At 66.7% G+C, this 26,474-nt stretch carries 23 protein-coding genes; 10 read left to right on the top strand and 13 right to left on the bottom strand.

What is annotated here, in order from left to right:
• Positions 1-82: 82 nt before the first annotated feature.
• The 6 genes from JHD80_RS20480 to JHD80_RS20455 form a co-directional block, all read right to left on the bottom strand.
• Positions 83-802 (bottom strand): GntR family transcriptional regulator, encoded by a 720-nt coding sequence (locus JHD80_RS20480; protein WP_199091264.1) that lies wholly within the window; start codon positions 800-802, stop codon positions 83-85.
• Positions 803-808: 6 nt separating this feature from the next.
• Positions 809-1,555, bottom strand: coding sequence for an amino acid ABC transporter ATP-binding protein (locus JHD80_RS20475; RefSeq protein ID WP_038363322.1), 747 nt, complete (start codon positions 1,553-1,555; stop codon positions 809-811).
• A complete protein-coding gene (locus JHD80_RS20470) occupies positions 1,552-2,229 on the bottom strand; it encodes an amino acid ABC transporter permease (RefSeq protein WP_199091262.1) in 678 nt (225 codons plus the stop codon). Before JHD80_RS20470 ends, JHD80_RS20475 begins: the two co-directional genes overlap by 4 nt.
• On the bottom strand, positions 2,226-2,900 hold the full coding sequence (locus JHD80_RS20465; protein WP_038363328.1) for an amino acid ABC transporter permease: 675 nt from the start codon (positions 2,898-2,900) through the stop codon (positions 2,226-2,228). Before JHD80_RS20465 ends, JHD80_RS20470 begins: the two co-directional genes overlap by 4 nt.
• Before the next feature lie 96 nt (positions 2,901-2,996).
• Entirely contained in the window at positions 2,997-3,821 is an 825-nt protein-coding gene (locus JHD80_RS20460) for a transporter substrate-binding domain-containing protein (RefSeq protein WP_038363331.1), read from the bottom strand.
• Positions 3,822-3,864: 43 nt separating this feature from the next.
• Positions 3,865-4,890, bottom strand: coding sequence for a Zn-dependent oxidoreductase (locus JHD80_RS20455; protein WP_199091260.1), 1,026 nt, complete (start codon positions 4,888-4,890; stop codon positions 3,865-3,867).
• A 282-nt stretch (positions 4,891-5,172) separates the two neighbouring features.
• On the opposite strand from JHD80_RS20455, the gene JHD80_RS20450 reads away from it, so the two are divergent.
• The 5 genes from JHD80_RS20450 to JHD80_RS20430 all read left to right on the top strand — a co-directional run bounded on the left by JHD80_RS20450 (position 5,173) and on the right by JHD80_RS20430 (position 9,029).
• The gene (locus JHD80_RS20450) at positions 5,173-5,724 is read left to right on the top strand and encodes a peptidylprolyl isomerase (protein WP_199091258.1); all 552 of its coding nucleotides are present in this window, start codon (positions 5,173-5,175) and stop codon (positions 5,722-5,724) included.
• 155 nt (positions 5,725-5,879) lie between these two features.
• The gene (locus JHD80_RS20445) at positions 5,880-6,281 is read left to right on the top strand and encodes a DUF350 domain-containing protein (protein ID WP_199091256.1); all 402 of its coding nucleotides are present in this window, start codon (positions 5,880-5,882) and stop codon (positions 6,279-6,281) included.
• 7 nt (positions 6,282-6,288) lie between these two features.
• Positions 6,289-6,906 carry a DUF1190 domain-containing protein gene (locus JHD80_RS20440; RefSeq protein WP_199091254.1) on the top strand — a complete coding sequence of 206 codons (618 nt, stop codon included), beginning with the start codon at positions 6,289-6,291 and terminating at the stop codon, positions 6,904-6,906.
• Position 6,907: 1 nt separating this feature from the next.
• Positions 6,908-8,077, top strand: coding sequence for a glutathionylspermidine synthase family protein (locus JHD80_RS20435; protein WP_199091252.1), 1,170 nt, complete (start codon positions 6,908-6,910; stop codon positions 8,075-8,077).
• A gap of 70 nt (positions 8,078-8,147) precedes the next feature.
• Complete coding sequence (locus JHD80_RS20430) at positions 8,148-9,029, top strand: VOC family protein (protein ID WP_199091250.1); 882 nt, start codon at positions 8,148-8,150, stop codon at positions 9,027-9,029.
• 152 nt (positions 9,030-9,181) lie between these two features.
• Here JHD80_RS20430 and mdoH read toward each other — a convergent pair whose 3' ends face one another.
• Positions 9,182-11,332 (bottom strand): glucans biosynthesis glucosyltransferase MdoH, encoded by a 2,151-nt coding sequence (mdoH, locus tag JHD80_RS20425; protein WP_248311685.1) that lies wholly within the window; start codon positions 11,330-11,332, stop codon positions 9,182-9,184.
• Positions 11,333-11,349: 17 nt separating this feature from the next.
• A complete protein-coding gene (locus tag JHD80_RS20420; RefSeq protein WP_199091246.1) occupies positions 11,350-12,909 on the bottom strand; it encodes an OpgD/OpgG family glucan biosynthesis protein in 1,560 nt (519 codons plus the stop codon).
• Positions 12,910-13,218: 309 nt separating this feature from the next.
• Here JHD80_RS20420 and glmU point away from each other — a divergent pair, with 309 nt between their 5' ends.
• Both glmU and glmS read left to right on the top strand, forming a co-directional pair.
• Positions 13,219-14,586: a bifunctional UDP-N-acetylglucosamine diphosphorylase/glucosamine-1-phosphate N-acetyltransferase GlmU gene (gene glmU, locus JHD80_RS20415; RefSeq protein ID WP_199091266.1), complete on the top strand. Its 1,368-nt coding sequence runs from the start codon at positions 13,219-13,221 to the stop codon at positions 14,584-14,586.
• Between the two features lie 120 nt (positions 14,587-14,706).
• The gene (glmS, locus tag JHD80_RS20410) at positions 14,707-16,533 is read left to right on the top strand and encodes a glutamine--fructose-6-phosphate transaminase (isomerizing) (RefSeq protein WP_199091244.1); all 1,827 of its coding nucleotides are present in this window, start codon (positions 14,707-14,709) and stop codon (positions 16,531-16,533) included.
• Between the two features lie 6 nt (positions 16,534-16,539).
• Here the strand turns inward: glmS and JHD80_RS20405 are convergent, their stop codons facing one another.
• On the bottom strand, positions 16,540-16,926 hold the full coding sequence (locus JHD80_RS20405; RefSeq protein ID WP_199091242.1) for a DUF454 family protein: 387 nt from the start codon (positions 16,924-16,926) through the stop codon (positions 16,540-16,542).
• A 128-nt stretch (positions 16,927-17,054) separates the two neighbouring features.
• Here JHD80_RS20405 and JHD80_RS20400 point away from each other — a divergent pair, with 128 nt between their 5' ends.
• Positions 17,055-17,771, top strand: coding sequence for a DUF502 domain-containing protein (locus tag JHD80_RS20400; RefSeq protein ID WP_199091241.1), 717 nt, complete (start codon positions 17,055-17,057; stop codon positions 17,769-17,771).
• Here JHD80_RS20400 and JHD80_RS20395 read toward each other — a convergent pair.
• Positions 17,761-18,594, bottom strand: coding sequence for an AraC family transcriptional regulator (locus tag JHD80_RS20395; protein ID WP_199091239.1), 834 nt, complete (start codon positions 18,592-18,594; stop codon positions 17,761-17,763). The genes JHD80_RS20400 and JHD80_RS20395 overlap by 11 nt on opposite strands.
• Before the next feature lie 125 nt (positions 18,595-18,719).
• The gene (gene recG, locus JHD80_RS20390; RefSeq protein WP_199091237.1) at positions 18,720-20,819 is read right to left on the bottom strand and encodes an ATP-dependent DNA helicase RecG; all 2,100 of its coding nucleotides are present in this window, start codon (positions 20,817-20,819) and stop codon (positions 18,720-18,722) included.
• Between the two features lie 171 nt (positions 20,820-20,990).
• Between recG and JHD80_RS20385 the strand changes: the two genes are divergently transcribed.
• The gene (locus tag JHD80_RS20385; RefSeq protein ID WP_199091235.1) at positions 20,991-21,287 is read left to right on the top strand and encodes an FAD assembly factor SdhE; all 297 of its coding nucleotides are present in this window, start codon (positions 20,991-20,993) and stop codon (positions 21,285-21,287) included.
• Positions 21,288-21,390: 103 nt separating this feature from the next.
• A complete protein-coding gene (gene mfd / locus JHD80_RS20380; protein ID WP_199091234.1) occupies positions 21,391-24,939 on the top strand; it encodes a transcription-repair coupling factor in 3,549 nt (1,182 codons plus the stop codon).
• Positions 24,940-25,076: 137 nt separating this feature from the next.
• Here mfd and pcaG read toward each other — a convergent pair whose 3' ends face one another.
• The gene (gene pcaG / locus JHD80_RS20375; protein WP_199091233.1) at positions 25,077-25,778 is read right to left on the bottom strand and encodes a protocatechuate 3,4-dioxygenase subunit alpha; all 702 of its coding nucleotides are present in this window, start codon (positions 25,776-25,778) and stop codon (positions 25,077-25,079) included.
• Positions 25,762-26,472 carry a protocatechuate 3,4-dioxygenase subunit beta gene (pcaH, locus tag JHD80_RS20370; protein ID WP_199091232.1) on the bottom strand — a complete coding sequence of 237 codons (711 nt, stop codon included), beginning with the start codon at positions 26,470-26,472 and terminating at the stop codon, positions 25,762-25,764. The genes pcaG and pcaH overlap by 17 nt, the downstream gene beginning before the upstream one ends.
• Positions 26,473-26,474: the final 2 nt, after the last annotated feature.

Here is a 26,474-nt window from a genome sequence, read left to right as displayed (position 1 = left end):
GTGATCGAGGGGAATGATGTCGTTGGGTCCCCACCACCGCCAAGTCTGTTCCATGGTCGCGTGCTTTCTCAGATAGGCAAGTTCAAAGCGATTTTGGCGGCGTGCCGCCGGGCTGAGGCGGCGAATCCTCGAAAAACTCGGCGTGCTCGACGGCGATCTTTTCGAGCGCCAGCGAGGCGCTGTGCAGATGGGTCTCCATCAACGCCACGGCTCCATCGGCATCCTGCGAGAGCACGCATTTCACCAGTTGCTCATGCTGGTGGAAGATCATTTCGAGCCACTCCTGGCTCTCCAGCGAGAGATAGCGCAGGCGATCGAGCTGGGTTTTCATCGAGAGAATGAAATCCCAGACATGCGGATGACCGGCGATCAGCATGAGCGCCCGATGCAGATCCTCGTCGGAGCTGAAGAACCCATAATGGTCGCGGCGGGTGATGATCCTGGCCTGCTCCTTGAGCAAACTGTTCAGCACACGCTCCTTCTCGTGGCCCGTAGCGATGGCGGCGCTGCGCACGGCGCGACATTCCACGGTTTGCCGCACGAATTGCGCATCGCGAACGGCCGATAGCTGAATCGGCGCGACGAAGCTGCCGACCTGAGGGACGATGGAGAGCAAGCCCTCGACGGAAAGGCGGTGAAAGGCCTGGCGGACCGGGGTCCGGCTCAAACCGTAATGCGCCGCCATCTTGATCTCGGACAGCGCCTCTCCCGGCCGTAACTGGCCCGTGAGGATGCGCCCGCTCAGGTCGTCATAGACCTGGGTGACGGTCCAGCGGCTCTCGGCTTTCGGGACCACGACCATCGGGCGTCAATGCGCGGCGTTGCTGATGGTGCTGAGGAAGCGCTTGGCGCGCTCGCTCTTGGGAGCCGCCAGCATCTCGCGCGGGTTACCTTCCTCGACGATCTTGCCGCCGTCCAGGAAGACCATGCGCGTGCCGACATCGGCCGCGAAGCGGATCTCGTGTGTCACGACCAGCATGGTCCGGCCTTCCACGGCGAGATCGCGCATCACGGCCAGCACTTCGCCGACGGTCTCTGGGTCGAGCGCGGAGGTCGGCTCGTCGAAGAGCAGGATATGCGGATTGGTCGCGAGCGCACGGGCGATCGCGACGCGCTGCTGCTCGCCGCCGGACATCTGCGCCGGATAGGCGTTGATGCGGTGCGACAGCCGGACCTTCTCGAACAGGCCTCGCGCCCGTTCCTCGACGGTCTTGCGGTCCTCGCCATGGACGACGACCGGAGCCAGCATGACGTTCTCCAGCGCCGTCAGATGCGGGTAGAGATTGAAGTGCTGAAAGATCATGCCGATGCGGCGGCGCACGTCGATGATGCTGCGCTGCTTGGCTTGCACGGCCTTGCCCTCGAAGAGGATGTTGCCGCCCTCGATGGTCTCGAGGCCGTTAACGCAGCGCAGGAGCGTCGACTTGCCGGTGCCGGAGGGGCCGATGAAGCAGACGATCTCGCCGGCCTGCACGGTGGTCGAGACGCCGTCGAGGATCGTCCTGTCCCCGAAGCGCTTCACGACATGGTCGAACTTGAGAACGGTGTCGGTCATTGTCCTGCTCCGGCCGTCATGAGGCGGGTGTTGACGTGGAAGCGCCGTTCGAGCGCAGCCCCGCCGAGCGAGATGCCGTAATTGATGAGGAAGTAGATCAGCGCCAGCAGGAGCAGCGGCACGAAGCTCGAGCCCATGGTTTCGCGGATCAGGAGGCCGGTCTTGGTCAGCTCGACATAGCCGATGATCGAGGCGAGCGAGGATTCCTTCAGCGTCGCGATATAGACGCCGACCGAAGGCGGCAGGATGACGCGCACCGCCTGGGGCACGATGACGTGGCGCATCATCTGCCAATAGGTCATGCCGGCGGCCCGCGCGGCTTCCCACTGGCCCTTGCCGACGCTTTCGAGCCCGGCCCGGATGACCTCCGACATGGTCGAGCTGGCATGGAGCGCCAGCGCGACGGTCGTTGCGGTGAACGGAGACAGATCGATCCCGAAGACCAGCGGCATGCCGAAGAACACGAAGAACAGCACGATCAGGATCGGGATCGAGCGGAAGAACTCGGTGAACAGCAGAGCCAGCAGCCGCAGCGGCAGGAACGTGGACATCCGGGCGAGCGCTATCAGCGTGCCGCCGACCGCGCCGATCAGCAGGGCGAGCCAGGACAGCCAGATGGTGACGAGCGCCGCCTTCAGCAACAGCGGCATGTAGGTGAGCAGTTGTGCGCTCATCGATAGGCCTCCGGCTGGCGGAACAGCCAGCGCCCGATGGCGATGCGCCCGAGGTTCACGATCTGGCAGAGCACGAGATAGACCACTGCCGCGATGACGAAGGTCTCGAAGAAGCGGAACGAGGAGGAGCCGACCGTCTGCATCCAGGACGCGACCTCTTCGACCGCGACGGCCGAGGCCAGCGACGACGCGAGGATGACGGCGATGAACTGGTTGCCGAGCGGGGCGTAGATCGTGCGGAAGACCTGCGGCAGCACGATGTGGCGGTAGAGCTGAACGCGGGTGAAGCCCTGCGAGGCGGCGGCTTCGAACTGGCCGGGCGGCACGGCGACGAGGCCGGCGCGAATGATCTCGGCCATATAGCCGGCGCTGTTCAGCGTCAGCCCGATCAGCGCGGAATTGAAGGGCGACATGCGCAGGCCGAGCTGCGGCAGCGCGAAATAGACGATGTAGAGGATGACCAGCAGCGGCGTGTTGCGCATCACCTCGACATAGAGCCCGCCTGTAAAGCGCAGGAGGCGCGAATCCGAGCGGCGCATCAGCGCGACCCCGGAGCCGATGGCGACGCTCAGCACGATCGCGAGCACGGACAGCAGCAGCGTCGCCTGAGCTGCGGCAGCGAGATCGCCGAGATAGGGATAGATGCTGCGAAACGAGAAATAATAGGGCACCGATCAGGCCTTCCTGTCCGGCATCGGCTCAACTGGCGCCGATGCACTCCGCGGCGGAAGAGCGACGCCCGTGAGGGCGTCGCCGCATGTGCGAACTCAGTACTTCGCCTGGATCGGCGGTTGCTCGAAGCCGAACCACTTCTGGAACAGCTTCTTGTTGTCGCCGGAGGCGTTGAACTGATCGACGAAGAGGTTCAGCACGCGCAGCCAGTCCGCGTCGCCGGCCGGCAGGCCGATGGCGATCTCGGCGCGGGCCAGGTCGCCCTCGGCCTCGCGCAGCTTGCCCGGGTTCTCCTTGATGGCGTTGCCGTTGTAGAAATTGTCCTCGGCCATCGCGTCGGCCTGGCCGGTCAACACGGCGTTGAGCTCGTCGGCCTGGGTGTTGAAGCGGATGATCTGGGCCTTCGGCATATTGGCCGGGACGGCGCGCTCGGCGGTGCCGCCACGCGAGATCGCGACGCGGATGCCGGCCTCGTTGGCCTCCGCGATGGTCTTGTAGGGGCTGTTCGCCGGCAGGAGCAGGCGCATCGTGGTGACGAGATAGGGGTTGGTGAAGGCGATCGAGGTCGAGCGCTCGACGTTGCGGGTGAAGTCCGCGATCGTGACGTCCGCCTTGCGGGTCTGCAGGGCGGTGACGCGCGCCGGGATGTCCGAGATGATGAATTCCGGCTTGACCTTCAGCGCCTCGGCGAGCCGCTTGGCGATGTCGATATCGTACCCTTCCGGCTCGCCATTGGGCATCACGCGGCTATAGGGCGGCAGGCTGCCGAGGACCGCGATGCGGATCGTGCCGCGCTGAAGGATGCTCTGGAGAATGCCGGGGGCGTTCTGCGCCTGCGCTGACGCGAGCGTGGCCATGCCGAACAGCCCCACCGCTGCGATACCGCAAAGCGACTTCATGATTCCGCGCTTGGACAACATTGTTTCTCTCCCTTTCCTGTGAGCGGGGCCCGGTCAGCCCGGGTTATTCGTCGAAGGCGAGCTGGACCTTGAGCAGGCGATCGGGATGCGTCTCGACGAAATCGAAGGCCGCGCGCGCATCGCGTGCGGCGAAGGTCTGCGTGATCATGGGTGCCGGATCGAGGCGGCCGCTTTCGAGCCAGCTCACGACCTCGGGAATGAGCCGCCGGTTCAGGCGCGAGCCGAAGAGCGACAGCTCCTTCCGGACGATGTCCTGCTGGCTGACATTGCAGGGCGCGGGCGAGAAGCCCAGCAGACCGATGCGGCCGGCGGGGCTGGCGACGCGGCAGGCTTCCTCCAGCAAGGCCGGGATGCCGGCGCCGTCGATCACCACCGAAGGGCCGAGGCCGTCCATTTCCGCTTTCACTGCTTCGGGGACGGAGCGGGAAGGGGAGTGGATGGTGAGATCGGCACCGAATGCCTTGGCACGCTCCAGCCGGGCCTCGTCGATATCGACGACGATGCAGCGGGCGCCCTTCAGCTTGGCGACCTGCAGCACCGTGATGCCGACCGTACCCGCGCCATAGACCAGCACGGTGTCCTCGGCGTCGCAGCCCGTCGCGGTCAGCGCGTTGGCGGCGACCGAAAGCGGCTCGGCCAGGGCGGCCACGGCAAATGACAGGTTGCGCGAAACCTTCACCGCGTTCTTCGCGGGCAGGATTGCTTCGCTGCTGAAGCCGCCGTCGCGATGGACGCCGATGACCTCGAGCGTGGCGCAAACATTGGGCCGGCCGCGGCGGCAGGGATAGCAGTGGCCGCAGGAGACGACCGGGTCGGCGACGACATGGTCGCCGATCGCGAGCGCGGAGACGCCTTCGCCGATCGCGGTAACCTCGCCGGCGAATTCATGTCCGATGATGCGGGGGTAACAGGCAAAGGGATTGGAGCCGTGGAGAATATGCATGTCGGAGCCGCAGATTCCGGCGCGACGGACACGCAGCTTCACTTCACCCGGTCCGGGATTCGGCCGCGAGCCTGAAACCAGGCTGAGCGCGTGCGGCCGCGCGACGCTGACGGCAATAGGCTCCATTTCCACCCTGGATCTTTTTGTAGAAGGCTTCTTGTATACAAGTGTACTAGCATTCCAGGTGGGCGGCCGCAAGCCTCCAGAGCGATGCGATAGGGGCGCGGTTCGGCAGTTCGCCGATAGCGTGGCCTCCATGCAGGGTGGACGATTGGCAGAAGGCGAAGCCCGGCTCATTCTCAAAGAGCCTTGGGAAGGATACCCCAAGGCTCCGTTGCGCGCCGTCTCGCGCATGAAACCTTTGGCCCTCGGTCGCCAGTGCTGGCGTTCCTATCGATGGAGATTGAGATGCAGGGTGCTGGCCTGACGCCGGTCACGGTAGACACCGAGGAGGGCGGCTTCGTCCTTGGCATCGACGAAGCCCGCGCGCCTCTCACGGCTGCCAACTTCCTGGCCTATGTCGATGGCGGCCATCTCGATGCTGCGACGATCTACAGGATCGTGACTCTTGCCAACCAGGCGCCGGGGACGCTTCACCCGATCGAGGTCATCCAGTTCGGTTCGCCGGGGCCCGGCGAGGAGCGCGTTCCACCACTGCCTCCCGTCCCCCATGAGCCGACCTCGTCGAGCGGCTTGCGGCATCTCGATGGCACGCTGTCGCTGGCGCGAAAGGCGCCGGGAACCGGCGGGCATGGCTTCTTCATCTGCATCGGCGACCAGGCCGAACTCGACGAAGGCGGGCGGCGAAACCCCGACGGGGCCGGCTTCGCCGCATTCGGGCGTGTCCTGGACGGTGCGGACACGCTCTCGCGATTGCACCGGCGCGCGGAGGCGAGTGAGTACATGCACGCGCCGATCAGGATTTTGAGCGTTCGGAGAGGTCTCCGTCCGGCGGTTTGAACGAGGTGTTTGATCCCGGGTTTTGATGGCGCGATCTTTTCGAAGCGCTGGAAGGATGCGCTGTAAGCCAGATGACGGCTTGCGCGGTTTTCTCGCTCGCCCGACTATGTGGCATCGTGGACCTGAAGTCCTCGCAGCGGCATGGGGCAGGGCGCATGACGATCTCGATGGCGGGCCTGCCCGCGTTCCTCCTCTATTTCGTCGTCGGCGCGGCCCTGATCGCTGCCTTCGTGGCGATCTATCTGCGGATGACTGCCCATGACGAGATCGCCCTGATCCGTGGCGGCAATCTCTCGGCGGCCGTCGCGCTCGGCGGCAATACGGTCGGCTTCTCGCTGCCGCTGGAGCAGGCGATATCCCAGGCCAGCAGCATTCCCGACTGCGTGCTCTGGGCCGTCGCGGCGATGATCATCCAGTTCGCGGCCTATGGGCTGGCGCGGCTGCTGATCCCGGAGCTGTCGCGGAAGATCGCGGAGGACCGCTTGCCCTCCGCGGTGATGCTTGCGGTGATCGCCGTGGTGTCGGGGACGCTGGCCGCGGCCAGCATGACGGAATGAGGCGGCCATGAAGCGCTCCTCTCAGATCGGCCTCGGGGCTGCCGGCGTCCTCCTCGTCGCCACCGTCTGGTCGATGACATCAGACAGCCAGGAGGAGAATCTCGTCTACGACAGCCTGAGCGATTGCCGCGCAGCCGGGCAACTCACGGCGCAGCAATGCGAGACCGCCTTCTCGGAGGCGACCGCGGCGCGGCTCAAGGACGCGCCGAAATTCCAGAGCCAGACCGCCTGCGAGGCCCAATACGGCGCCAATGGCTGCGGCTCGGCTACCATTGGCGGCGCCCAGTATTTCATCCCGGCCCTGGCCGGATTCATGCTCGCGCGCGGCCTCTCCGGCGGGCAGGCACAGGCGCAGCCCCTGATGCCGCCGACCACCTCAGCCTGCCCGCCGGGCTCGACGCAGCCCGAATGCCAGCAGGCCCGCTCGTCCTCCGGTTCATCGGGCGGCGGCGGCTCCTATGGCAGTAGCAGCCATTCGCGGGCCTATTCGACGACGTCCGGCCGCAATGTCACGGCCGCCTTCGCCGGGGGCTCGCGCGGCGGCAGCGTCTCGACCACCAGCGTTTCCTCGCGCGGCGGCTTCGGCTCGACCGCGCGCTCCTTCTCCTCGCATTCCTCGTCCTGACATGCGCCGCGTCACGCTTCCGCCGCGTCCGGACTGGGTCGAGCAGGTCGAGCGCCTGGGCTTCGCCTTCCACACGATCGACGGCGAGACCTATTGGGACGAGAGCGCGGCGATCGCCTTCACGCTGGAGGAGATTGAGCGCGATATCGAAGGGCCGACCGAGGCGATCGAACAGCTCTGCTTCGCCTTCATCGAGAAGGCGCTCGACCATGAGGAGATCCTGACGAAGCTCGCGATTCCCGCCGAGCACTGGGATTACATCCGGGAGAGCTGGCAGCGCGGCGAGCGCAACCTCTACGGTCGGCTCGACCTTGCCTATGACGGGCGCGGGCCGGCGAAGCTGCTCGAATACAACGCGGATACGCCGACAGCCCTGTTCGAATCGAGCGTCGTGCAATGGGACTGGCTGGAGCAGGCGATGGCGCGCGGCGCGATCCCGAAGGGCTCCGACCAGTTCAACTCCCTGCACGAGCGCCTGATCGCGGCCTTCAAGGGCCTGCGCGAGCCTTTGCCCTATCGCCTGCACCTGACCTGCGTGCAGGGCAGCCCGGAGGACAAGGGCACGGTCGACTACCTCGCCGATTGCGCGGTTCAGGCCGGGCTCGATGCGCGCTTCACCTATATCGAGGAGCTAGGCCTCCTCACCGACGGGCGCTTCTGCGACGGCGCCAACCAGCCGATCGAGACGCTGTTCAAGCTCTATCCCTGGGAGTGGATGTTCCGGGAGAGCTACGGCAAGGCGCTTAACCGTTCGGGCTGCCAGTTCGTCGAGCCGCCCTGGAAGGCTGTTCTCTCCAACAAGGGCCTGCTCGCCTGCCTCTGGGAGATGGAGCCCGGCCATCCCAATCTGCTGCCGGCCTTCTTCGAGGGCGATCCGCGCTGCGCGACGCTCTCGGCCCGCCATGTGCGCAAGCCGCTCTATTCGCGCGAAGGCGCCAATGTCACGCTGATGGAGCGCGGCCGCGTGCTCGACAGCGACGATGGTCCCTATGGCGCCGAAGGCCATGTCCTGCAGGATGCAGCGACTAACCTGTTCTCGGCAGAGGGCAAATACGCCGTGCTCGGCTCCTGGCTCGTCGCCTCGCAGGCCTGCGGGCTTTGCATCCGCGAGGATGCCTCGCCGATCACAAAGAATACCTCGCGCTTCCTGCCGCACTATATCGAGCCCTGAACGCGCGACATGACCGCGCCTTGATCTGTGCTAGCCTTGTGCTCCGATACGCCTGTCGACGGAGCCTGCCATGTCTGCAACAGCCTCAACGCCCCGCGGTCTCGACCATCTCGTCATCGGTGTCCGCGACCTCGATGCCGCCTGGCACTTCTACGAAAAGCTCGGCTTCCGCGTCGGCGCCCGCAACCGCCACCCCTGGGGCACCGAGAACCGGATCGTGCAGTTTCCCGGCTCCTTCCTCGAACTGGTGACGATCGCCGACGATGCCGCTATCCCGCCTCATGGCGAGCGCCGATTCTCTTTCGGCGCCTTTGTGCGCGAAGCCCTGGCCGGGCAGGGCGAGGGCCTCTCAATGCTGGTGCTGGAAAGCACCGACGCTAAGGCCGATGCCGCCGCCTTCAAGGCCCAGGGCATCGGCGATTTCGAGCCGTTCTTCTTCGAGCGCCGCGCCAGGCGCCCTGACGGCAGCGATGTCCGCGTCGCCTTCGAATTGGCCTTCGCCGCCGATTCGCGTGCGCCGGAATGCGGTTTCTTCGTCTGCCAGCAATTGGAACCGCAGAATTTCTGGAACCCGGAATTCCAGCAGCACCCGAATGGAGCCACCGCGCTCTCCGCTGTCGTGATGCTGGCGGAGGAGCCGGCTTTTCACCGCGCTTTCCTCTCGGCCTTCAGCGGCGGCGCCGAAGTGCTGGAGGGCAACGAGGATTACGTGCTCGCCCTGCCGCGCGGGCGCATCGACGTGCTCGATCCCGAGGCCGCGCAAGGCGCCTATCTCGTCGAACCGGACACGACGCCGGCCCGCTTCCTCGGCTTCTGCGTCACCGTGCCCGATCTCGAAGCCGTGGCGGAGCGCCTGACCGAGAATGAAGTGTCGTTCCAGCGCGGCGACGAGCGGCTCTTCGTGCCGGCGGAACAGGCTTTCGGCTGCATGGTGGCGTTCGAGCAGGGCTGAGGGGCGCTGATTGCTGATGGAGCGACGCCGTCATCCCGGACAAGCTGCGCAGCAGCGGTGATCCGGGATCCATCGTAGAGCTACGGAGCCCTCCGATGGATCCCGGGGCAAGCCCGGGATGACGGCGGTGGTTCCGCGGAAAACTGCCGGCCTCAGCCCTTGGCCTCGACCGGCGGCAGAGAGGCCAGCAATCCGATCAGGGCCCGGTCGTGCAGCACAACCATGCGCTCCTTCGGCTTCAGCCAGATCGCGGCGTCGTCGACCGTCTCGGCATCGACGAGCTTGGCCTGCGCCACGGCGCGGTCAGGCTCGATCTCGCCGCGGCGGCGCGACTGGCCATAGGGCAGCATCAGCTCGTGGGCGTGGCGCAACTCGGCATCGCCATGCAGTGCCTTGATGCCATCGGCGTCGTCGTAGCCTGCCTTCTCGAACTCGGCCTGCAACTCGTTGGCGCGCGTCGCGATGGCGGGCGGAGCGCCTTCCTCCGGCGTCATCAGGAGCTTGTGGCGCTTGAGCCAGAGGCCGATGGCGAGCTGGCCCGAGGCCCATGACAGCGGGATCGCCAGCACGAGGCCGACGATCGTCGGCGACATCCAGGCGAAGAGCGAGGTCGCGATCATGAAGGCCGAGAGGCCGGTGACGAGGCCGAGCACGGTATGGGTGCGGTGCCGGCGGATGATGTCCTTCAGCGGGATCGAGCCGTCGTCGCGCCGCTGCGGGTTCCAGCCGGTGTCGCGGCCGAGCAGGATCTGAAAGACCGACCCGGACTGGATCAGCATCATGATCGGCGCGAAGAAAGCCGAGAACAGCACCTCGATCAGCGCCGAGACGATCAGGCGGATCGCGCCGCCGCCGGCTTGCCGGAGCTTGGTGTTGAACAGCGTCAGCAGCAGGCCGAACAGCTTCGGCGCCAGCAGGATCCCCATGGTGATCGCGAACAGGCGCAAGGCGCGTTCGGGGTCGAAGCGCGGCCAGACCGGGAAGAGCGTGAATTCCTGCGTGAAATACTCGGGCCGCGCGTAATTGACCTGCAGCACGATCAGAATGCCGACCACGAGCTGCATCAGCCAGAGGGGCGAGGCGAGATACCCCATGATGCCGGTGGCGAAATGCTGGCGCGTCGGCATGACGAAGCCCTTGGCGCCCATGATCCGCGAATGCTGGAGATTGCCCTGGCACCAGCGCCGGTCGCGCACGGAGATGTCGATCAGCGAGGGCGGGCTTTCCTCGTAGGAGCCCGTCAGGTCCGGCAGCATGTAGACCGACCAGCCGGCGCGGCGGATCAGCGCAGCCTCGACGAAATCGTGGCTGAGCACATGCCCGCCGAAGGGCGGCTTGCCCTTCAGGTCCGGCAGGCCGCAATGGTCGGCGAAGGCCTTCGTGCGGATGATCGCGTTATGGCCCCAGTAATTGCCGTCGCGGCCGGACCACATGGCGAGGCCCGTGGCGATGACCGGGCCGTAGACCCGCGCCGCGAATTGCTGCAGCCGCGCGAAGAAGGTGTTGCGGTTGATGATCAGCGGCAGCGACTGGATGATGCCGGCATCGGGGTCGTTCTCCATCGCCGCTGCGAGGCGCACGATGCAGGTGCCGGTCATCAGGCTGTCGGCGTCGAGCACGACCATGTGCTCGTAGAGCCCGCCCCAGCGGGTGACGAAATCGGCGATATTGCCGGCCTTGCGATGATGGTTCTTCGGCCGGTGCCGGTAGTACACTCTCGAGTTCGGTCCGAGCCGCTCGCGCAGGGCGAGGAAAGCCCGTTCCTCCGCCACCCAGACATCCGGGTTGGTGGTGTCGGAGACGATGAAATAGTCGAAATGGTCGCCAAGGCCTGTCGCCTCGACCGATTCACGGATCGCCGCCACGGCCGCGAAGATGCGCGCGGACGATTCGTTGTAGATCGGCATCACCACGACGGTGCGGTGCTTCAGGCTCTCGGCGCGGTCCGCCCGGCCGGCGCCGAACAGCACGCCGAAGAAGCCGAGCAGCGCGCTGGTGAAGGCGAGCGCGATCCACGAGAAGTTGATCGTGAATAGCACGAGCAAGGCATACTGCAGCGAGGTCGTGCGGCTGACCGACACGACATTGTACATTTCCCAGGCGCCGAAGGCGGTGAGCGCCAGGCCGCCGCCGAAGACGAAGAGGCGCTTCAGCCAGGGCGTCGTCCAATTGGCAGGCGCTGCCGGGGCGCGGCGATCCGAAGCCTTCCAGCTCCGGAACGACTGCACCGGCATGACCAGAGGCTCTTCGGGGGGCGTGGCCGGTTCGCGGGCCACGCTGTAGCTGCGCTGTTCCGCTTCCATGGCGTCGCGGGGCGCCGTTACCAGGTCCATCGATTCAACCAGGTCTCAGAGACGGGCTGACCGCCCGATTGCAGGACGAGCCGAAGCTCGGACAGATTGTCGTTGCCGGGGTCGACCTCGAAGCCCACCCGCATCAGCTTGCGCTCGGGATAGGGCCAGAGCCGGACGCTATGCACGGCCCCGGGTTGCGCCGTGATCGTCGCGCGCGTCGAGGCGACGAGGGCTGCGTCGGCAAGCCTGTCGCCGGTGAACTCGACGATGAAGCGCCGCCGGCGTCCCTGCGAGCCCTTGCCTTGCCGCGAGCGGGTGGCGATCGCGAGCGCCGGGCGCTCCGGCGGCTGCCAGCACCAAGCCTGGCGGTAGCTCAGCGAGGTCTCGCTGCCGGCCGCGAGCGGCTGCTTCGGCCGCCAGTACATGATGATGTTCTTGTTCGGCTCGGAATCGCTGGGAATTTCGATGAGCTGCACGGAACCTGCACCCCAGTCACCGAGCGGCTCCATCCAGACGCTCGGCCTGAGCTCGAAGCGCTGGTCGTCGTCCTGGAAGGCGGCCGGATCGCGCTCGCGCTGGACGAGGCCGAAGCCCTTGGGGTTCTCGTCGACGAAGGAGGAGACCTGCAGGGTCGCGGGGTTGTTGACGGGGCGATAGATCCACTCTCCGGCGCCCGATTGCATCTGGACGCCCGAAACCTCGCCGATCGAGGGGCGGACGTCGTCGAAGACGCGCCGGCTCTGCGGACCGGAGAGGAAGGTTCCGCTGGTGCAGCCGAAGCCGACATGGTCCAGCGCCTGGCGCGCGAACAGCGTCATCTCGACATCGATGAAGGTGACGTCGCCAGGGCGCAGCGTCATCCGCACGGCGCCGGCGACGCTCTCCGAATCGAGCAGGCCGTGAATCACCAGCGAACCGACGGCCGGGCTCGGCCGCTCGATCCAGAACGCCCGGAAGAACGGCAGTTCCTCGCCGCGCGTCTCGCCGGGCCGCAGGATCAGGGCGCGCGCGATCGCTCCGAAATTCTGGCCGCGCGCCAGGGCACGGAAGAAGGTCGCACCCTGGAAGACCGCGACTTCGAAGGGCCGCTCCAGCCCGGCCGCGATCCGCATGCCCGAGAATTGCAGGTCGGCGCTGGTGGGCGGCGGGGTGACCCGCCCGTAGTCGTACTTGCTGCGATCGAACCCGATGCGCCGCACCGTGCCGTCCTCGATCGTGAACAGGCTGACCGGATTGGAGAACACGAAGCCGCGATGCAGCGGCTCGAGCGTGAAGCCGCGATTCTCGCCGGCCCAGACCGTGGCGCCCGGCTGCATGCGGATTCCCGCATACTGATCCGCGGGCAGGGCGGCGTAGCCCTCGGGCAGGTCGTTGGCCGCCAGCGGAATCAGCGGGCGCTGGGCCAGGGTCCGGGCTGCATCGACGACGAGCGCCGGGTCGAAACGCTGCCCGTCCACCAGGGTGGTGATATTGAAGGAAGCGGCACCCGTGGGCGCCTGCGCCGCCGCAGGCCCGGCCAGCGAGAGCAGCGCTGCGCCACCGGCGGCGCCTTCCAGAAACTGCCTACGATTCAAGGGTTTCGACATGGGATCCAAACTACGCGGGCGACGCCCTCGCCCCTCGCGCTTCTAGAGCATTTCCAGTTGGCCTGAAAAGCCTTTCCGACCGGGAAGATGCACGCCTTTCGCAGGGTGCAATCTCCAGAAATCAAGCCGTGGCTAGGCCTACATGTGCATCGCCCCCGAAAGCCGCCTTTTACCGCGATTGAACTTTGCCAAAAGGCGCGCGGATCGGCTATCCACGGCGCCTGCAACGCGAGCATGCGTGAATGCGATTGTGATGTGCGGGCTGTGGTTCGACCATGCCCTGCAAGGGAAACGAGAAACATGACCGAAATGCAGCCGGCCCGATCCTGCCTCGCGATCGTCCTGGCGGCCGGAGAGGGCACCCGGATGAAATCGCGGCGCCCGAAGGTGCTCCATGCGCTCGCCGGCAGGTCTTTGCTCGGCCATGTACTCGCGTCGGTCTCCGAGGCCGGAGCCGACGACGTCGCCGTCGTGATCTCCTCGGAGCGCCCGGAGGTCGGCGAGGAGGCCCACAGGCTCGTTCCGCACGCACAGATCGCGATCCAGAGCGAGCGCCGGGGCACCGCGCATGCGGCTCTCGCCGCGAAGGCCGCACTCGCCAAGGCTCATGACGACGTCATCATCGCCTTTGGCGACACGCCGCTGGTGCGCCCGGAGACGTTCGTGGCACTTCGCGACGCTCTGTCCGGCGGCGCCGCCGTCGCCGTGCTCGGCTTCGAGGCGAAGGACCCGACGGGCTATGGCCGGCTCGTCGAGAATGACGGTCATCTCGAAGCCATCGTCGAGCACAAGGACGCGACGCCGGAACAGCGCGCTATAAACCTCTGCAATGCCGGGCTGATGGCGCTCTCGGGCGGGCACGCTCTCTCGATTCTGGAGGCGATCGGCGACGACAATGCCCAGCGCGAGTTCTACCTGACCGATGCCGTAACCGTCGCTCGGGCGCGCGGGCTCGACGCGGTCGTGCTGCGGGCGTCGGAAAGCGAGGTGCAGGGGGTGAACGATCGCGCGCAACTGGCCGCCGCGGAAGCGGAATTCCAACGGAGCAAGCGCGTTGCCGTGATGCTTGGCGGTGCGACGCTGATCGCGCCCGACACCGTCTTCTTCAGCTATGATACCGTGATCGGCAGCGATGTCGTGATCGAGCCGAACGTGGTCTTCGCGCCGGGTGTGCAGGTCGCCGACGGCGCGGTGATCCATGCCTTCTCGCATCTGGAAGGTGCCCGGATCGGCGCCGACGCCAATATCGGCCCGTTCGCGCGGCTGCGGCCGGGAACCCGGCTGGCCGAGAAGGCGAAGGTCGGCAATTTCGTCGAGGTGAAGGCGGCCGATATCGGCCCCGGGGCCAAGGTCAACCATCTCACCTATATCGGCGATGCCTCGGTCGGCGCGGCCGCCAATATCGGCGCCGGCACGATCACCTGCAACTATGACGGCTTCAACAAGGCGAAAACGACGATCGGCGCCAACGCCTTCGTCGGCTCGAACTCCTCGCTGGTGGCCCCGGTGACGATCGGCGAGGGCGCCTATATCGGCTCCGGTTCGGTCATCACCCGCGATGTCGCGCCCGACGCCCTCGCCATCGGCCGCGGCAAGCAGGTCGAGAAGGAAGGCTGGGCGAAGGCGTTCCGTGCCGTCGCTGCGGCCCGGAAAGGCGCCAAGAAAGCGGCGGAATAGACGTGAATCACGGCGGATCGGGCAATCCGCCGTTCACAGTTCGTCATCTCAATTGATTGGGCACGCGCGCCGATCGCGGCTATGCGCTTTGCCGACAGCAACGGCTTGAGGGGTTTGCCCATGTGCGGCATCGTCGGGATTCTCGGCAAGGAAGCGGTCGCGACGCAGGTCGTCGAGGCGCTGCGCCGGCTTGAATATCGCGGCTACGATTCTGCCGGTGTCGCGACGCTCGAGGGCGGCCAGCTCACCCGCCGCCGGGCCGAGGGCAAGCTCAAGAATCTCGAGATCCGCTTGTCGAACGAGCCGCTCGAAGGCCTGATCGGCATCGGCCATACCCGCTGGGCGACCCACGGCAAGCCCAACGAGACCAACGCCCACCCGCACGCGACATCGAAGCTCGCGGTCGTCCATAACGGCATCATCGAGAATTTCCGCGAGTTGCGCGCCGAGCTTCAGGCCGATGGCTATGTCTTCGAGACGGAGACCGACAGCGAGATCGTCGCGCATCTCGTCACGCGTGAGCTCGATCGCGGCAAGTCGCCGGCCGATGCGGTTGGCGCGAGCCTGCCGCGCCTGCATGGCGCCTTCGCGCTCGCCTTCCTGTTCCAGGGCGAGGAAGACCTGCTGATCGGCGCCCGCAAGGGTTCGCCGCTCGCGGTGGGCATCGGCGACGGCGAGATGTATCTCGGCTCGGACGCGCTGGCGCTGGCGCCTTTCACCAATCTCATCGCCTATCTCGAAGAGGGCGACTGGGTCGTGCTCCACCGTCGTGGCGCGACCTTCTACGACAAGACCAACACGCAGGTGGAACGCCGCGCCCAGCGCGTCGCCGCCGGCGCCTTCCTGGTCGAGAAGGGCAATCACCGCCACTTCATGGCCAAGGAGATCTACGAACAGCCGGAGGTCGTCGGCCACACGCTGACGCAATATCTCGACATGGCCAACGGAAAGGTGCGTCTGCCCTTCGGCGACAAGATCGATTGGAACGGCCTCTCGCGCCTGACCATCAGCGCCTGCGGCACCTCCTATTATGCCGGCCTCATCGCGAAATACTGGTTCGAGAAGCTGGCCCGCCTGCCGGTCGAGATCGATGTCGCCTCGGAGTTCCGCTACCGCGAGGCGCCGCTGCCGGAGGACGGCCTGGCGCTCTTCATCTCGCAATCCGGCGAGACCGCCGACACGCTGGCCGGGCTGCGCTACGCCCGCCAGAACGGGCAGGCCATCCTCTCGGTCGTCAACGTACCGACCTCGACGATCGCGCGCGAAAGCGATGCGGTCGCGCCGACGCTCGCCGGCCCCGAGATCGGCGTCGCTTCGACCAAAGCCTTCGTCTGCCAGCTCGCCGTGTTCGCTTCGCTCGCGCTTGCTGCGGCGCGGGCCCGCGGCACGCTCTCGGCCGAGGAGGAAGCGAGCCATGTGCAGCATCTGATCGCGCTGCCCGGCCTGATCGCCAAGGCGCTCGAGCTGGAGCCCGAGATCGAGAAGCTCGCCCGCGAGCTCTCAAAGGCCAAGGACGTGCTCTATCTCGGCCGCGGCACAAGCTTCCCGCTGGCCCTGGAGGGCGCGCTGAAGCTCAAGGAAATCAGCTACATCCACGCGGAAGGCTATCCGGCGGGTGAACTGAAGCACGGGCCGATCGCGCTGATCGACGAGGACATGCCGGTCATCGTCGTCGCGCCGCATGACGCGCTCTACGAGAAGACGGCGTCCAACATGCAGGAGGTCGCGGCGCGCGGCGGTCGCATCATCCTGATCACCGATGCCAAGGGCGCTGCGGAATGCGGCATCGAGCCCGAGGCGACGATCGTGATGCCCGACATGGATCCGACCTTCGCGCCGATCGTCTACGCTCTGCCGATCCAGATGATCGCCTATCAGACGGCGGTTTTCATGGGCAAGGACGTCGACCAGCCGCGCAACTTGGCGAAATCCGTCACGGTGGAGTGAGGCGGCTCAACCCTCGGGCCTGCTCGCGACATAAAGCCCCGCGCCGACCAGACAAAACGCCGCCGTCGCCAGCGCGATCGGCGGCGCACTCGTCCGTGTCAGCAGGACGAAGCTCAGCGCCATCGAGCCGCAGGCGAGATATTTCGCCCGCCGCGCGATGGCGCCGGTCTCGCGCCAGCGCCGGACATGCGACCCGAGACGGGGATGACCGACGAGCCAGGCTTCGAAGCGCGGGGAGGATTGCGAGAAGCACCAGGCCGCGGCGATGAGGAAGACGGTGCCGGGCATCAGCGGCAGGATGAGCCCGATCACGCCGAGCCCGGTGAGGATCCAGCCCAGGGCGAACAGCAGCGACCGCGACCATCGACGTCGCGGCTGATCGTTCTCGCTCACGGCCTCGTCCTTGCTTGCCCGAATGGCGGGGATGGCGGATGAAGCCGCCTCGCGTATCTTGTCATATCGCGGCGCGATAAAGCGTCCGCAAGGGAATCGGAGATCGCAACGGTGGGGTGGGATAACGCATGACAGCCGGCCTCCCCGATCCCCGGCTCATCCTGCCCACGGAAATCCTGCGCCAGACCTGGGGCGCGCGGCTGCGCCGCTATTTCCTGACCGGGCTCGTCATCGCCGCGCCGCTCGCCATCACGGCTTCGGTGACCTGGTGGTTCATCACCTTCATCGACGGGCTGGTGAAGCCGCTCATCCCGAATGCCTATCTGCCCGACGCCTACCTGCCTTATCCGGTGCCGGGCTTCGGGCTCGTCATCGCGCTGATCGGCCTGACTTTCCTCGGCTCGATGACGCATAACCTGATCGGTCGTTCGCTGATCAATACCGGCGAGGCGATCCTGAATCGCATGCCGGTGATCCGCGGCCTCTACAAGGGCGTGAAACAGGTCTTCGAGACGATCTTCTCGCAATCCGGCACCTCGTTCCGCAAGGTCGGGATGGTGCAGTTCCCGCAGCCGGGCATGTGGTCGATCGTCTTCATCGCGCAGGAGGCGGCGCCCGAGATCGCCGAACGCCTGCCGGAGGGTGACGAGCAGGTCGGCGTCTTCCTGCCCTGTACGCCGAACCCGACCACCGGGTTCTTCTTCTACCTGCCACGGCGCGAGATCATCGAGCTCTCGATCTCGGTCGAGGACGGCGCCAAGCTCATCATGTCGGCCGGGCTGATCCAGCCCGGCGAACAGAACGGCAAGCCGAAGATCGAAACGAAACCACCGGTCAGCGCTTGAGCGGCACCCAGATTTCGACGATGCCGTTGCCGGTCGCGCCGTCGAAGCGCTCGTCCATGCGCTCCAGCGTGACGCCCATCGCGGGCTCGCGGCCCGATTTCGGGAACCAGTCCTGCCAGATCGCCTTGTAGGTCTGGGCGATGCCGGTGATATGGCCTGTATGTTCGAACACCGCGCAGAGCTGCTCAGGGACGCTTAGCCGCGCGAACTCGTCGGTCAGGTCGCCGAAGGAGGAGACTTCAGCCCCGGCGATATAGTCGAAGGCGCCGCTATCGTCGCAATTATAGCTCGCGCCATAGGCGACATAACCGCGCTGGCCGGGGATATGGCCGAAATGCGGGGCGATCTTCTGCCAGAGCAGCGGGATGCCTTGCGTCTTGTCCATCGAGAAATGGCCGCTGAACCCGGCGATCAGCAGGGGCTTGCCCGTGACGATGCGCGGTTCGGCGATGGGAGCGGTGGCGATGTCATGCATGGAAAGAGGCTCCACGAGAGCGAGCGATGAGAGGTCGCGCTTGGCGCGCAGCTCTTCCGGCGTGATGCCGAACTGCTCGCGAAAGGCGCGGGTGAAGGCTTCGTGGGAGCCATAGCCCCAGTCGAGCGCGACCGTGAGGATATCGGGCGCGCCGTCCGCAAGCTGGCGCGCCGCCTCCGACAGCCGGCGCTCGCGCACATAGCGCATCACCGAGCGGCCGGTCGCCACGCCGAAAGCGCGGCTGAGATGGAAGCGCGAGACGCCGCTGACCTCGGCGATCTCGTCGAGCGTGAGTTCGGCGGTGAAGCGGCTTTCGATGCACCAGATGGCTGCCTTGACCGGGTCCATGTTCTCTCCACGAAGTGGCGCGACACTGGACGAGCAAGCGAGGGCTCGCTTGATCAGGATTGCTCCTGGCAGCGTCAAAGCGCCATTGCTAGGCGCCGGGTGACGAAGCCGTGGCAGCAGCCGGGCTATCCCGCCCTGAGCAGCCGGATCGCGACGTCCCGTTCGAACAGATAGAGCAGAACCCGGATCGCCTGGCCGCGCGGCGTTTCCAGGTGCGGATCGCGCTCGATCAGGAGCCGCGCATCATCGCGCGCCGCCGCGAGCAGGTCGCCATCGATCTCCGGCCGGGCGATGCGCCAGTCCGGCGAGCCCGACTGCTTGGTGCCGAGCACCTCGCCCTCGCCACGCAGGCGCAGATCCTCCTCGGCGATGCGGAAGCCGTCCTCGGTCTCGCGCATGATGGTGAGCCGCGCCTCAGCGACGGGGCCAAGTGGCCCCTTGTAGAGCAAAAGGCAGGTCGAGGCGGCCGAGCCGCGCCCGATGCGTCCGCGCAGCTGATGCAACTGGGCGAGGCCGAAGCGCTCGGCATGCTCGATCACCATGACGCTGGCATTGGGCACGTCGACGCCGACCTCGATCACGGTGGTCGAAACCAGAATGCGCGTCTGCCCGGCGACGAAGGCAGCCATGGCGGCGTCCTTGTCGCGGCCGGGCATCTGGCCATGGAGCAGGCCGACCTTGTCACCGAAGATGTCGCGCAGGGCATCGTAGCGCTCCTGCGCGGCTGCGACGTCGAGCGTATCGGATTCCTGCACGAGCGGGCAGACCCAGTAAGCCTGCGCGCCGCTTTCGACGGCGCGGCCGATCGCGCCGACGACCTCGTCATAGCGCTCGGAGGAGACGGCGCGCGTGACGATCGGCTTCCGGCCCGCCGGCTTCTCCGAGAGGATCGAGACATCCATGTCACCGAACCAGGTCAGCGCCAGCGTGCGCGGGATCGGGGTTGCGGTCATGACCAGTACGTCGACCGCCTCGCCCTTGGAGCCGAGCAGCAGGCGCTGGTGCACGCCGAAGCGGTGCTGCTCGTCGACGACCGCGAGCGCGAGATCGCGGAAGGCAACGCCCTCCTGGAACAAGGCATGCGTGCCGACGGCGATGTCGATCGAGCCATCGGCCAGCCCGGCAAGCACCTGCTTGCGGCCGGCTCCTTTCTCACGGCCGGTCAACAAGGCGAGCTTGAGCCCGGCCTTCTCGGCCAATGGCGCCAATCGCTCGGCATGCTGGCGGGCGAGGATTTCGGTCGGTGCCATCAGCACCGATTGCCTCCCGGCCTCGGCGGCGGCGGCCATCGCCATCAGCGCGACCACGGTCTTGCCGGAGCCGACATCGCCTTGCAGCAGCCGCAACATCTTCTCAGGCTTGGCCATATCGGAATGAATGTCGGCGATCGCCTTGCGCTGGCCCTCGGTCAATTCGAAGGGCAGGGCGGACTGGATGCGGAAGCGCAAGCCACCGTCGCCGGTGGTGGCGCGTCCGGCGATCTTCTTCTGCTGGCGGCGGACCAGTGCGAGCGCGATCTGGCTCGCCAGCAATTCGTCATAGCCGATGCGTCGCCGCCCGATGGTGTCGCCCTCGGCCGCCTTGCGATCGACCGGATGATGCAGGGCCTCGATCGCGGCATGGAACGAGGGAAATTCGCTGCTGGCGAGAAAGGCCGGGTCCTGCCATTCCGGCATTTCCGGGCAGCGCTCGGCCGCCGCTTGCACGGTCCGCATCATCATGCGCTGTCCGATGCCCTCGGTCAGCGGATAGACCGGTTCGAAGGCCGGCAACGTCGCCGCGAGCTTCGGATCGAGGATGCGCTCGGGATGCACCATCTGGCGCATGCCCTCCCAGAGCTCGAGCTTGCCCGAGATCAGGCGATAGGCGCCGATCGGCAGGGTCTGCGCCAGATGCCGGGAATCGGCATGGAAGAAGACGAGCGTGACGTCGCCGGTCTCGTCCTCGACGATGATGCGATAGGGCGCCTTCTTGCCGGCCGGCGCGGCGCGGTGCTCGCTGACGCGGGCGGTGAAGGTCGCGACATCGCCGATCGGCGTGTCCGCGATCGAGGGGCTCGGCCGCCGGTCGACGGCGCCGGTGGGCAATTGGAACAGCAGGTCGACGACGCGCGCCGGGCGCGTCTCGTCGCCGAGAAACTTGTCCAGCACCTTGCCGAGCTTGGGCCCGACGCCGGAGAGCGTCGTGACCGGAGCGAAGAGCGGATCGAGGATCGAGGGGCGCAAGAGGTCTCGGCAAGTGTCAGGAGCGCGAAGATCACAGCCGCTTCGCCGCTGACTTCGCCGGGTTGCGTCGTTATATAGCCTGCTCAGGCAGGCTCCGCGACGGGGCCGGCCCCGTCGTCATTGCGCCATCCCCCAGGTTTTAGGACCTGGCGTTTTCTTGCCGAGGTTCCCATGTCCGGTTCGACCCGCTCCAGCGCCGATCTCGACCCGCGCCGCCGCAAGATCCTGTTCCGCGCCTGGCACCGCGGCATGCGGGAGATGGACCTGATCATGGGCCGCTTCGCCGACGACGCGATCGCCGGCTTCAGCGATGCCGAGCTCGACGAGTTCGAACGCCTGATCGAGGTGCTGGACCGGGACCTGCTGAGCTGGGTGACCGGCGAGGCGCCCGTGCCGGAGAACTACGACACGGAACTGTTCCGCAAGCTCCGGGCTTTCCACCATCACGACAAGCCGATTCATGTGTAGCCGGTCCCATGGCCGTCATGGTCGGGCTTGACCCGACCATCTCTGAATTATTGACCACTCGTCCCGAGATTCTCGGGTCAAGCCCGAGAATGACGCGCTTCCGATGAGCATTCCTCCCCCAAGCCAGATCGCCAAGCCGCAGCTCGACCGCCTGCTGGACGCGCTGAACCGCGGCGACAAGCCGACGCTTGCCGGCGTGCCCGACGGGTTCGACGCCGTCGTGCTTGCCGACTTGACCCGCGCCCGTGCCAAGAAGGCGGAGGGCCCGGCGCTCCTCGTCTTCATCGCGCGTGACGGTCAGCGCCTGCAGGTGCTTGAGAACGCGCTGCAATTCGTCGCGCCCGACCTTGAGGTGATGAGCTTCCCGGCCTGGGACTGCCAGCCCTATGACCGTGTCTCGCCCGCGCCCGCCATCGTCGCGCACCGGATGACGACGCTGTCGCGCCTCGCCAAGACCAAGTCGGGCGAGCGGCCGCGCCTGCTGCTGACCACCGTCAATGCCGCGCTCCAGCGCGTGCCGGCCTTCGGCAAGGTCGCCTCCGAGAGCTTCTCGGCCGCGCCGGGCAACATGGTCGATATCGAGGAGCTGGCGCGCTGGCTCGACATCAACGGCTATCTGCGCACCTCGACCGTGCGCGAGACCGGCGAATTCGCCGTGCGCGGCGGCATCGTCGATCTCTTCCCGCCGGGCATGCCGGCGCCGATCCGGCTCGATTTCTTCGGCGACAGCCTCGAATCGATCCGCACCTTCGATCCGGAGACGCAGCGCACCACCGGGCAATTGCGCGGGCTCGACCTCGTGCCGATGTCCGAGGCGCAGATGACGAGCGAGAGCATCCGCCGCTTCCGCCAGTCCTATATCTCGACCTTCGGCACGCCCGGCCGCGACGACACGCTCTATGAGGCCGTCAGCGAAGGCCGCCGCCCGGCCGGGCTGGAGCACTGGCTGCCGCTGCTGGCCGAAAAGCTCGACACGCTCTTCACCTATCTGCCGGACGTGCCCTTGGTGCTCGACCATCAGGCAGAGGACGCGGTGGGCGAACGCATCAACCTGATCAAGGACTATTACGACGCCCGCAAGGCGGCGCTGGAGCAGGGCGGGGGCGGCGGCATTCCCTACAAGCCGCTGCCGCCGGATGCGCTCTATCTCTCGCCGGCCGACTGGCGCGGCGTGGTCGATGCCGCGGGCGTCGCGACGCTCACGCCGTTCCAGCTGCCCGACAGCGAAGGGAAGCTCGTCCTCGATCTCGGCGGCAAGCAGGGCCGCAGCTTCGCGGCCGAGCGCGCGGGCGAGTCCGGCAGCGTCTTCGAGGCGGCCGTTGCTCACGTGAAGGCCCTGGAGGCCGACGGCAGGCGCGTCATCCTCGCCGCCTGGTCGGAAGGCTCGCGCGAGCGGCTCGCGCATGTGCTCGAAGACCACGGCCTGAAGAGCGTCCAGATGACCGGCTCGCTGCGCGCGGCCTTCGACCTCAAGCCCGGCACGGTCGCGCTCGCGGTCTGGGGCTTCGAGACCGGCTTCGAGGCCGGGCGCCTCGCCGTCATCGGCGAGCAGGACATCCTGGGCGATCGCCTCGTCCGCCCACGCCGCAAGACCAGGCGCCCGCAGGACTTCATCGCGGAGCTCTCCTCTCTCGCGCCGGGCGACCTCGTCGTCCATGTCGATCACGGCATCGGCCGCTTCATCGGCCTGCAATCGATCACGGCCGCCGGCGCGCCGCATGACTGTCTTCAAATCCATTATGCCGGCGATTCCAAGCTGTTCCTGCCGGTCGAAAACATCGAACTGTTGTCGCGCTACGGCTCGGAGGACACGGAGGTCCAGCTCGACCGTCTGGGCGGTGGCGGCTGGCAGGCACGCAAGGCCAAGCTCAAGCAACGCATCCGCGAGATGGCCGGCAAGCTCATCCAGATCGCTGCTGCCCGCGCGCTCAAGGAGGCACCGCGCCTCGTGCCGCCGGCCGGCGTCTATGACGAGTTCATCGCCCGCTTCCCCTATGAGGAGACGGAAGACCAGCAGAACACGATCGACGCGGTGCTCGACGATCTCGCGGCTGGCCGGCCGATGGACCGCCTCGTCTGCGGCGATGTCGGCTTCGGCAAGACCGAGGTTGCGCTGCGCGCCGCTTTCGCGACCGCGCTCAACGGCAAGCAGGTCGCGGTCGTGGTGCCGACGACGCTGCTCGCCCGCCAGCACTATCGCAACTTCGCCGATCGCTTTGCCGGCTTGCCGGTCAATGTCGGCCAGGCCTCGCGCTTCGTCGGCTCGGCCGATCTCAAGGCGGTGAAGCAGGGTGCCAAGGACGGCACGATGGACATCGTCGTCGGCACCCATGCGCTGCTCGGCAAGGGCGTCGACTTCAAGGATCTCGGCCTCGTCATTGTCGACGAGGAGCAGCATTTCGGCGTCGCCCATAAAGAGAAGCTGAAGGAGATGCGCGCCGAGGTGCACATGCTGACGCTGACCGCGACGCCGATCCCGCGCACGCTCCAGCTCGCCATGACCGGTGTGCGCGAACTCTCGATCATCGCGACGCCGCCGGTCGATCGCCTGGCGGTGCGCACCTTCGTCACGCCGTTCGATCCGCTGATCGTGCGCGAGGCGCTGCTGCGCGAGCGCTACCGGGGCGGGCGCAGCTTCTATGTCGTGCCGCGCATCGAGGATATCGCCGACGTCAAGGACTTCCTCGACAAGCAAGTTCCGGAGTGCAAGGTCGGCATCGCCCATGGCCAGATGGCGGCCGGCACGTTGGAAGACGTGATGACGGCCTTCTACGAGGGCCAGTACGACATCCTGCTCTCGACCACGATCGTCGAATCCGGGCTCGACATTCCCAGCGCCAACACGCTGATCGTCCACCGCGCCGACATGTTCGGCCTCGCCCAGCTCTATCAGTTGCGCGGTCGCGTCGGCCGCTCGAAGACGCGTGCCTATGCGCTCTTCACCGTGCCGGCCAACCGCAAGCTGACCGAGCAGGCCGACAAGCGCCTCAAGGTGCTGCAATCGCTGGATACGCTCGGCGCCGGCTTCCAGCTCGCCAGCCACGATCTCGACATCCGCGGCGCCGGCAATCTGCTGGGCGACGAGCAGTCCGGCCATATCAAGGAAGTCGGCTACGAGCTCTACCAGCAGATGCTGGAGGAGGCGGTGGCGGCGCTCAAGGCCGGCATCGAGTTCGAGACCGAGACGCGATGGTCGCCGGCGATCCAGGTCGGCGCGCCCGTCATGATCCCCGAGCACTATGTCGCCGACCTGACGCTGAGGCTGACGCTCTACAAGCGCCTCTCGACCATGGACGACGATGCCGAATTGCAATCCTTCGGCGCCGAACTGGTCGACCGCTTCGGCCCGCTCCCGGAGGAGGTCAACCAACTCCTGGAGATCGTCGCGATCAAGGCGCTCTGCAAGCGCGCCAATGTCGAGAAGGTCGAGGCCGGGCCGAAAGGCATCATCGTCGCCTTCCGCAACAACGAGTTCGCCAATCCGGAAGGGCTGGTTTCGTATGTCGCGAAGATCGGCACGCTGGCGAAGGTCCGCCCCGACATGCGCGTGGTCTTCATCGACGATTTCGACAATGTCGAGCAGCGGCTGAAGGCAACGCGCCGGCTGCTGACCGATCTCGCGCGTATTGCGGAACGGAAGAAGGCGGCCTGAGGGGCCGCCTTCTGAAGTCCGTCATTCTCGGGCGGAGCGAAGCGCAGACCCGAGAATCTCTGGCAGGAGAGGGCGCCTTCTCGTCCTGAGGTACTCGGGGCAAGCCCGAGCATGACGGCCGTGGGAGCGCCATTCCCCTACAGGTCGAAGAAGACCGTCTCGCTCTCGCCGGCGAGGTTGATGTCGAGCCACCAGGTTCCGTCTGGTTTGCGCTGGGCGATCAGCGTGTGGCGGCGCGCCTCCGGCACGAGCGCGAGGATCGGGTCGGTCTCGTTGCCCTCGCCATCGGCAAAATAGAGCCGGGTCGGCAAACGCTTCAGCAAGCCGCGTCCGAAGACCGAGAGCGCGATATGCGGCGCCTGCAGGCTGTTGCCGGGGCCGGGCACGCGGCCGGGGCGGATCGTGCGGAAGCGGTAGACGCCGTCCTTGTCGGTCGAGGCGCGGCCGAAACCGACGAAATGCCGGTCGAGCGCGATATCCGCGCGATCATCGTCCGGGCTGGCATAGCGGCCGTTCGCATTGGCCTGCCAGATCTCGATCATCGCGTCCTCGATCGGCTTGCCGGCGGCATCATAGACGCAGCCGGCGAGCGCGATCACCTCACCCTCGGGCTGACCTGAGACATTCGAGCCCGAGAGCAGGAAATGCTCCGGCGGCATCAGGTCGGGCCGCGCGCCCATATCGGACACGCCGACGAGATCGGCGCCGCCCTTCCAGGGCAGGCCATAGTGGAAATAAGGGCCGACCGTCTGCCACGGCGTCTGGCCGAAGATCGACGGATCCTGGCTGTCCTGCCGCGGGGCGGCGTTGCGGCTTTCCAGATCAGTGGTCGTCGTCATGGTCGTCCTCGAACGGCGTCTGATCGCGGCCCTTGAGCACGATGTCGAAGACATAGCCCAGCGCCCAGTTCGGCTCGGTGGTGCCGATATCGAAGCGCGAGACCATGCGCTGGCGATAGGGCATCGGCACGGCATTCGCGATCGGGTCGATCTCGATCAGCGGATCGTCGGGGAAATACATCTGCGTGACCAATCGCGTCGCGAAGGCCGGACCCAGCAGCGAGAGATGGATATGGGCAGGGCGCCAGGCGTTCTTGTGGTTGCCCCAGGGATAGGCGCCGGGCCGGATCGTGACATAGCGATAGCGGCCCTGCTCGTCGGTGATGACGCGGCCGACGCCGGTGAAATTGGGATCGAGCGGCGCCGGCCAATCGTCCTTGGCGTGGATGTAGCGGCCGGCGGCATTGGCCTGCCAGATCTCGACGACGGTGTTCGGCACCGGGCGCCCGTCCTCGTCGAGCACGCGGCCGGTCACGACGATGCGCTGGCCCTGCGGTTCCGCCTTGTGCTGGGTGGTGAGGTCGGCCATCGCCGGCCCCATCAGGCGCGACCAGTCGGCCGGCCCGGTCACCTCGGTCAGCGTCTGCGGGATTGCAATCGGGGCCTGGCGCGGGCTGCGCGCCACTGTCGAGCGATAGTCCGGAGAGAGCGAGGCCGGCTGCCCGGCATCGAGCCCCGCATAGGGAAGGATCAGGC

The organism is Allobosea sp. ASV33 (assembly GCF_016428755.1).
In the GTDB taxonomy this organism is placed as follows: Bacteria; Pseudomonadota; Alphaproteobacteria; order Rhizobiales; family Beijerinckiaceae; genus Allobosea.
This window is presented reverse-complemented; position numbering and strand designations above follow the sequence as displayed.

Excerpts from the sequence above, each read along its gene's own strand:
- JHD80_RS20455 (WP_199091260.1), bottom strand. The coding sequence starts at position 4,890 with ATGGAGCCTATTGCCGTCAGCGTCGCGCGGCCGCACGCGCTCAGCCTG.
- glmU (WP_199091266.1), top strand. The coding sequence starts at position 13,219 with ATGCAGCCGGCCCGATCCTGCCTCGCGATCGTCCTGGCGGCCGGAGAG.
- JHD80_RS20445 (WP_199091256.1), top strand. The coding sequence starts at position 5,880 with ATGACGATCTCGATGGCGGGCCTGCCCGCGTTCCTCCTCTATTTCGTC.
- mdoH (WP_248311685.1), bottom strand. The coding sequence starts at position 11,332 with ATGGAAGCGGAACAGCGCAGCTACAGCGTGGCCCGCGAACCGGCCACG.
- pcaG (WP_199091233.1), bottom strand. The coding sequence starts at position 25,778 with ATGACGACGACCACTGATCTGGAAAGCCGCAACGCCGCCCCGCGGCAG.
- JHD80_RS20475 (WP_038363322.1), bottom strand. The coding sequence starts at position 1,555 with ATGACCGACACCGTTCTCAAGTTCGACCATGTCGTGAAGCGCTTCGGG.
- glmS (WP_199091244.1), top strand. The coding sequence starts at position 14,707 with ATGTGCGGCATCGTCGGGATTCTCGGCAAGGAAGCGGTCGCGACGCAG.
- JHD80_RS20470 (WP_199091262.1), bottom strand. The coding sequence starts at position 2,229 with ATGAGCGCACAACTGCTCACCTACATGCCGCTGTTGCTGAAGGCGGCG.
- JHD80_RS20440 (WP_199091254.1), top strand. The coding sequence starts at position 6,289 with ATGAAGCGCTCCTCTCAGATCGGCCTCGGGGCTGCCGGCGTCCTCCTC.
- JHD80_RS20450 (WP_199091258.1), top strand. The coding sequence starts at position 5,173 with ATGCAGGGTGCTGGCCTGACGCCGGTCACGGTAGACACCGAGGAGGGC.
- mfd (WP_199091234.1), top strand. The coding sequence starts at position 21,391 with ATGAGCATTCCTCCCCCAAGCCAGATCGCCAAGCCGCAGCTCGACCGC.
- JHD80_RS20395 (WP_199091239.1), bottom strand. The coding sequence starts at position 18,594 with ATGGACCCGGTCAAGGCAGCCATCTGGTGCATCGAAAGCCGCTTCACC.
- JHD80_RS20460 (WP_038363331.1), bottom strand. The coding sequence starts at position 3,821 with ATGTTGTCCAAGCGCGGAATCATGAAGTCGCTTTGCGGTATCGCAGCG.
- JHD80_RS20480 (WP_199091264.1), bottom strand. The coding sequence starts at position 802 with ATGGTCGTGGTCCCGAAAGCCGAGAGCCGCTGGACCGTCACCCAGGTC.
- JHD80_RS20430 (WP_199091250.1), top strand. The coding sequence starts at position 8,148 with ATGTCTGCAACAGCCTCAACGCCCCGCGGTCTCGACCATCTCGTCATC.
- JHD80_RS20420 (WP_199091246.1), bottom strand. The coding sequence starts at position 12,909 with ATGTCGAAACCCTTGAATCGTAGGCAGTTTCTGGAAGGCGCCGCCGGT.
- JHD80_RS20400 (WP_199091241.1), top strand. The coding sequence starts at position 17,055 with ATGACAGCCGGCCTCCCCGATCCCCGGCTCATCCTGCCCACGGAAATC.
- JHD80_RS20385 (WP_199091235.1), top strand. The coding sequence starts at position 20,991 with ATGTCCGGTTCGACCCGCTCCAGCGCCGATCTCGACCCGCGCCGCCGC.
- JHD80_RS20435 (WP_199091252.1), top strand. The coding sequence starts at position 6,908 with ATGCGCCGCGTCACGCTTCCGCCGCGTCCGGACTGGGTCGAGCAGGTC.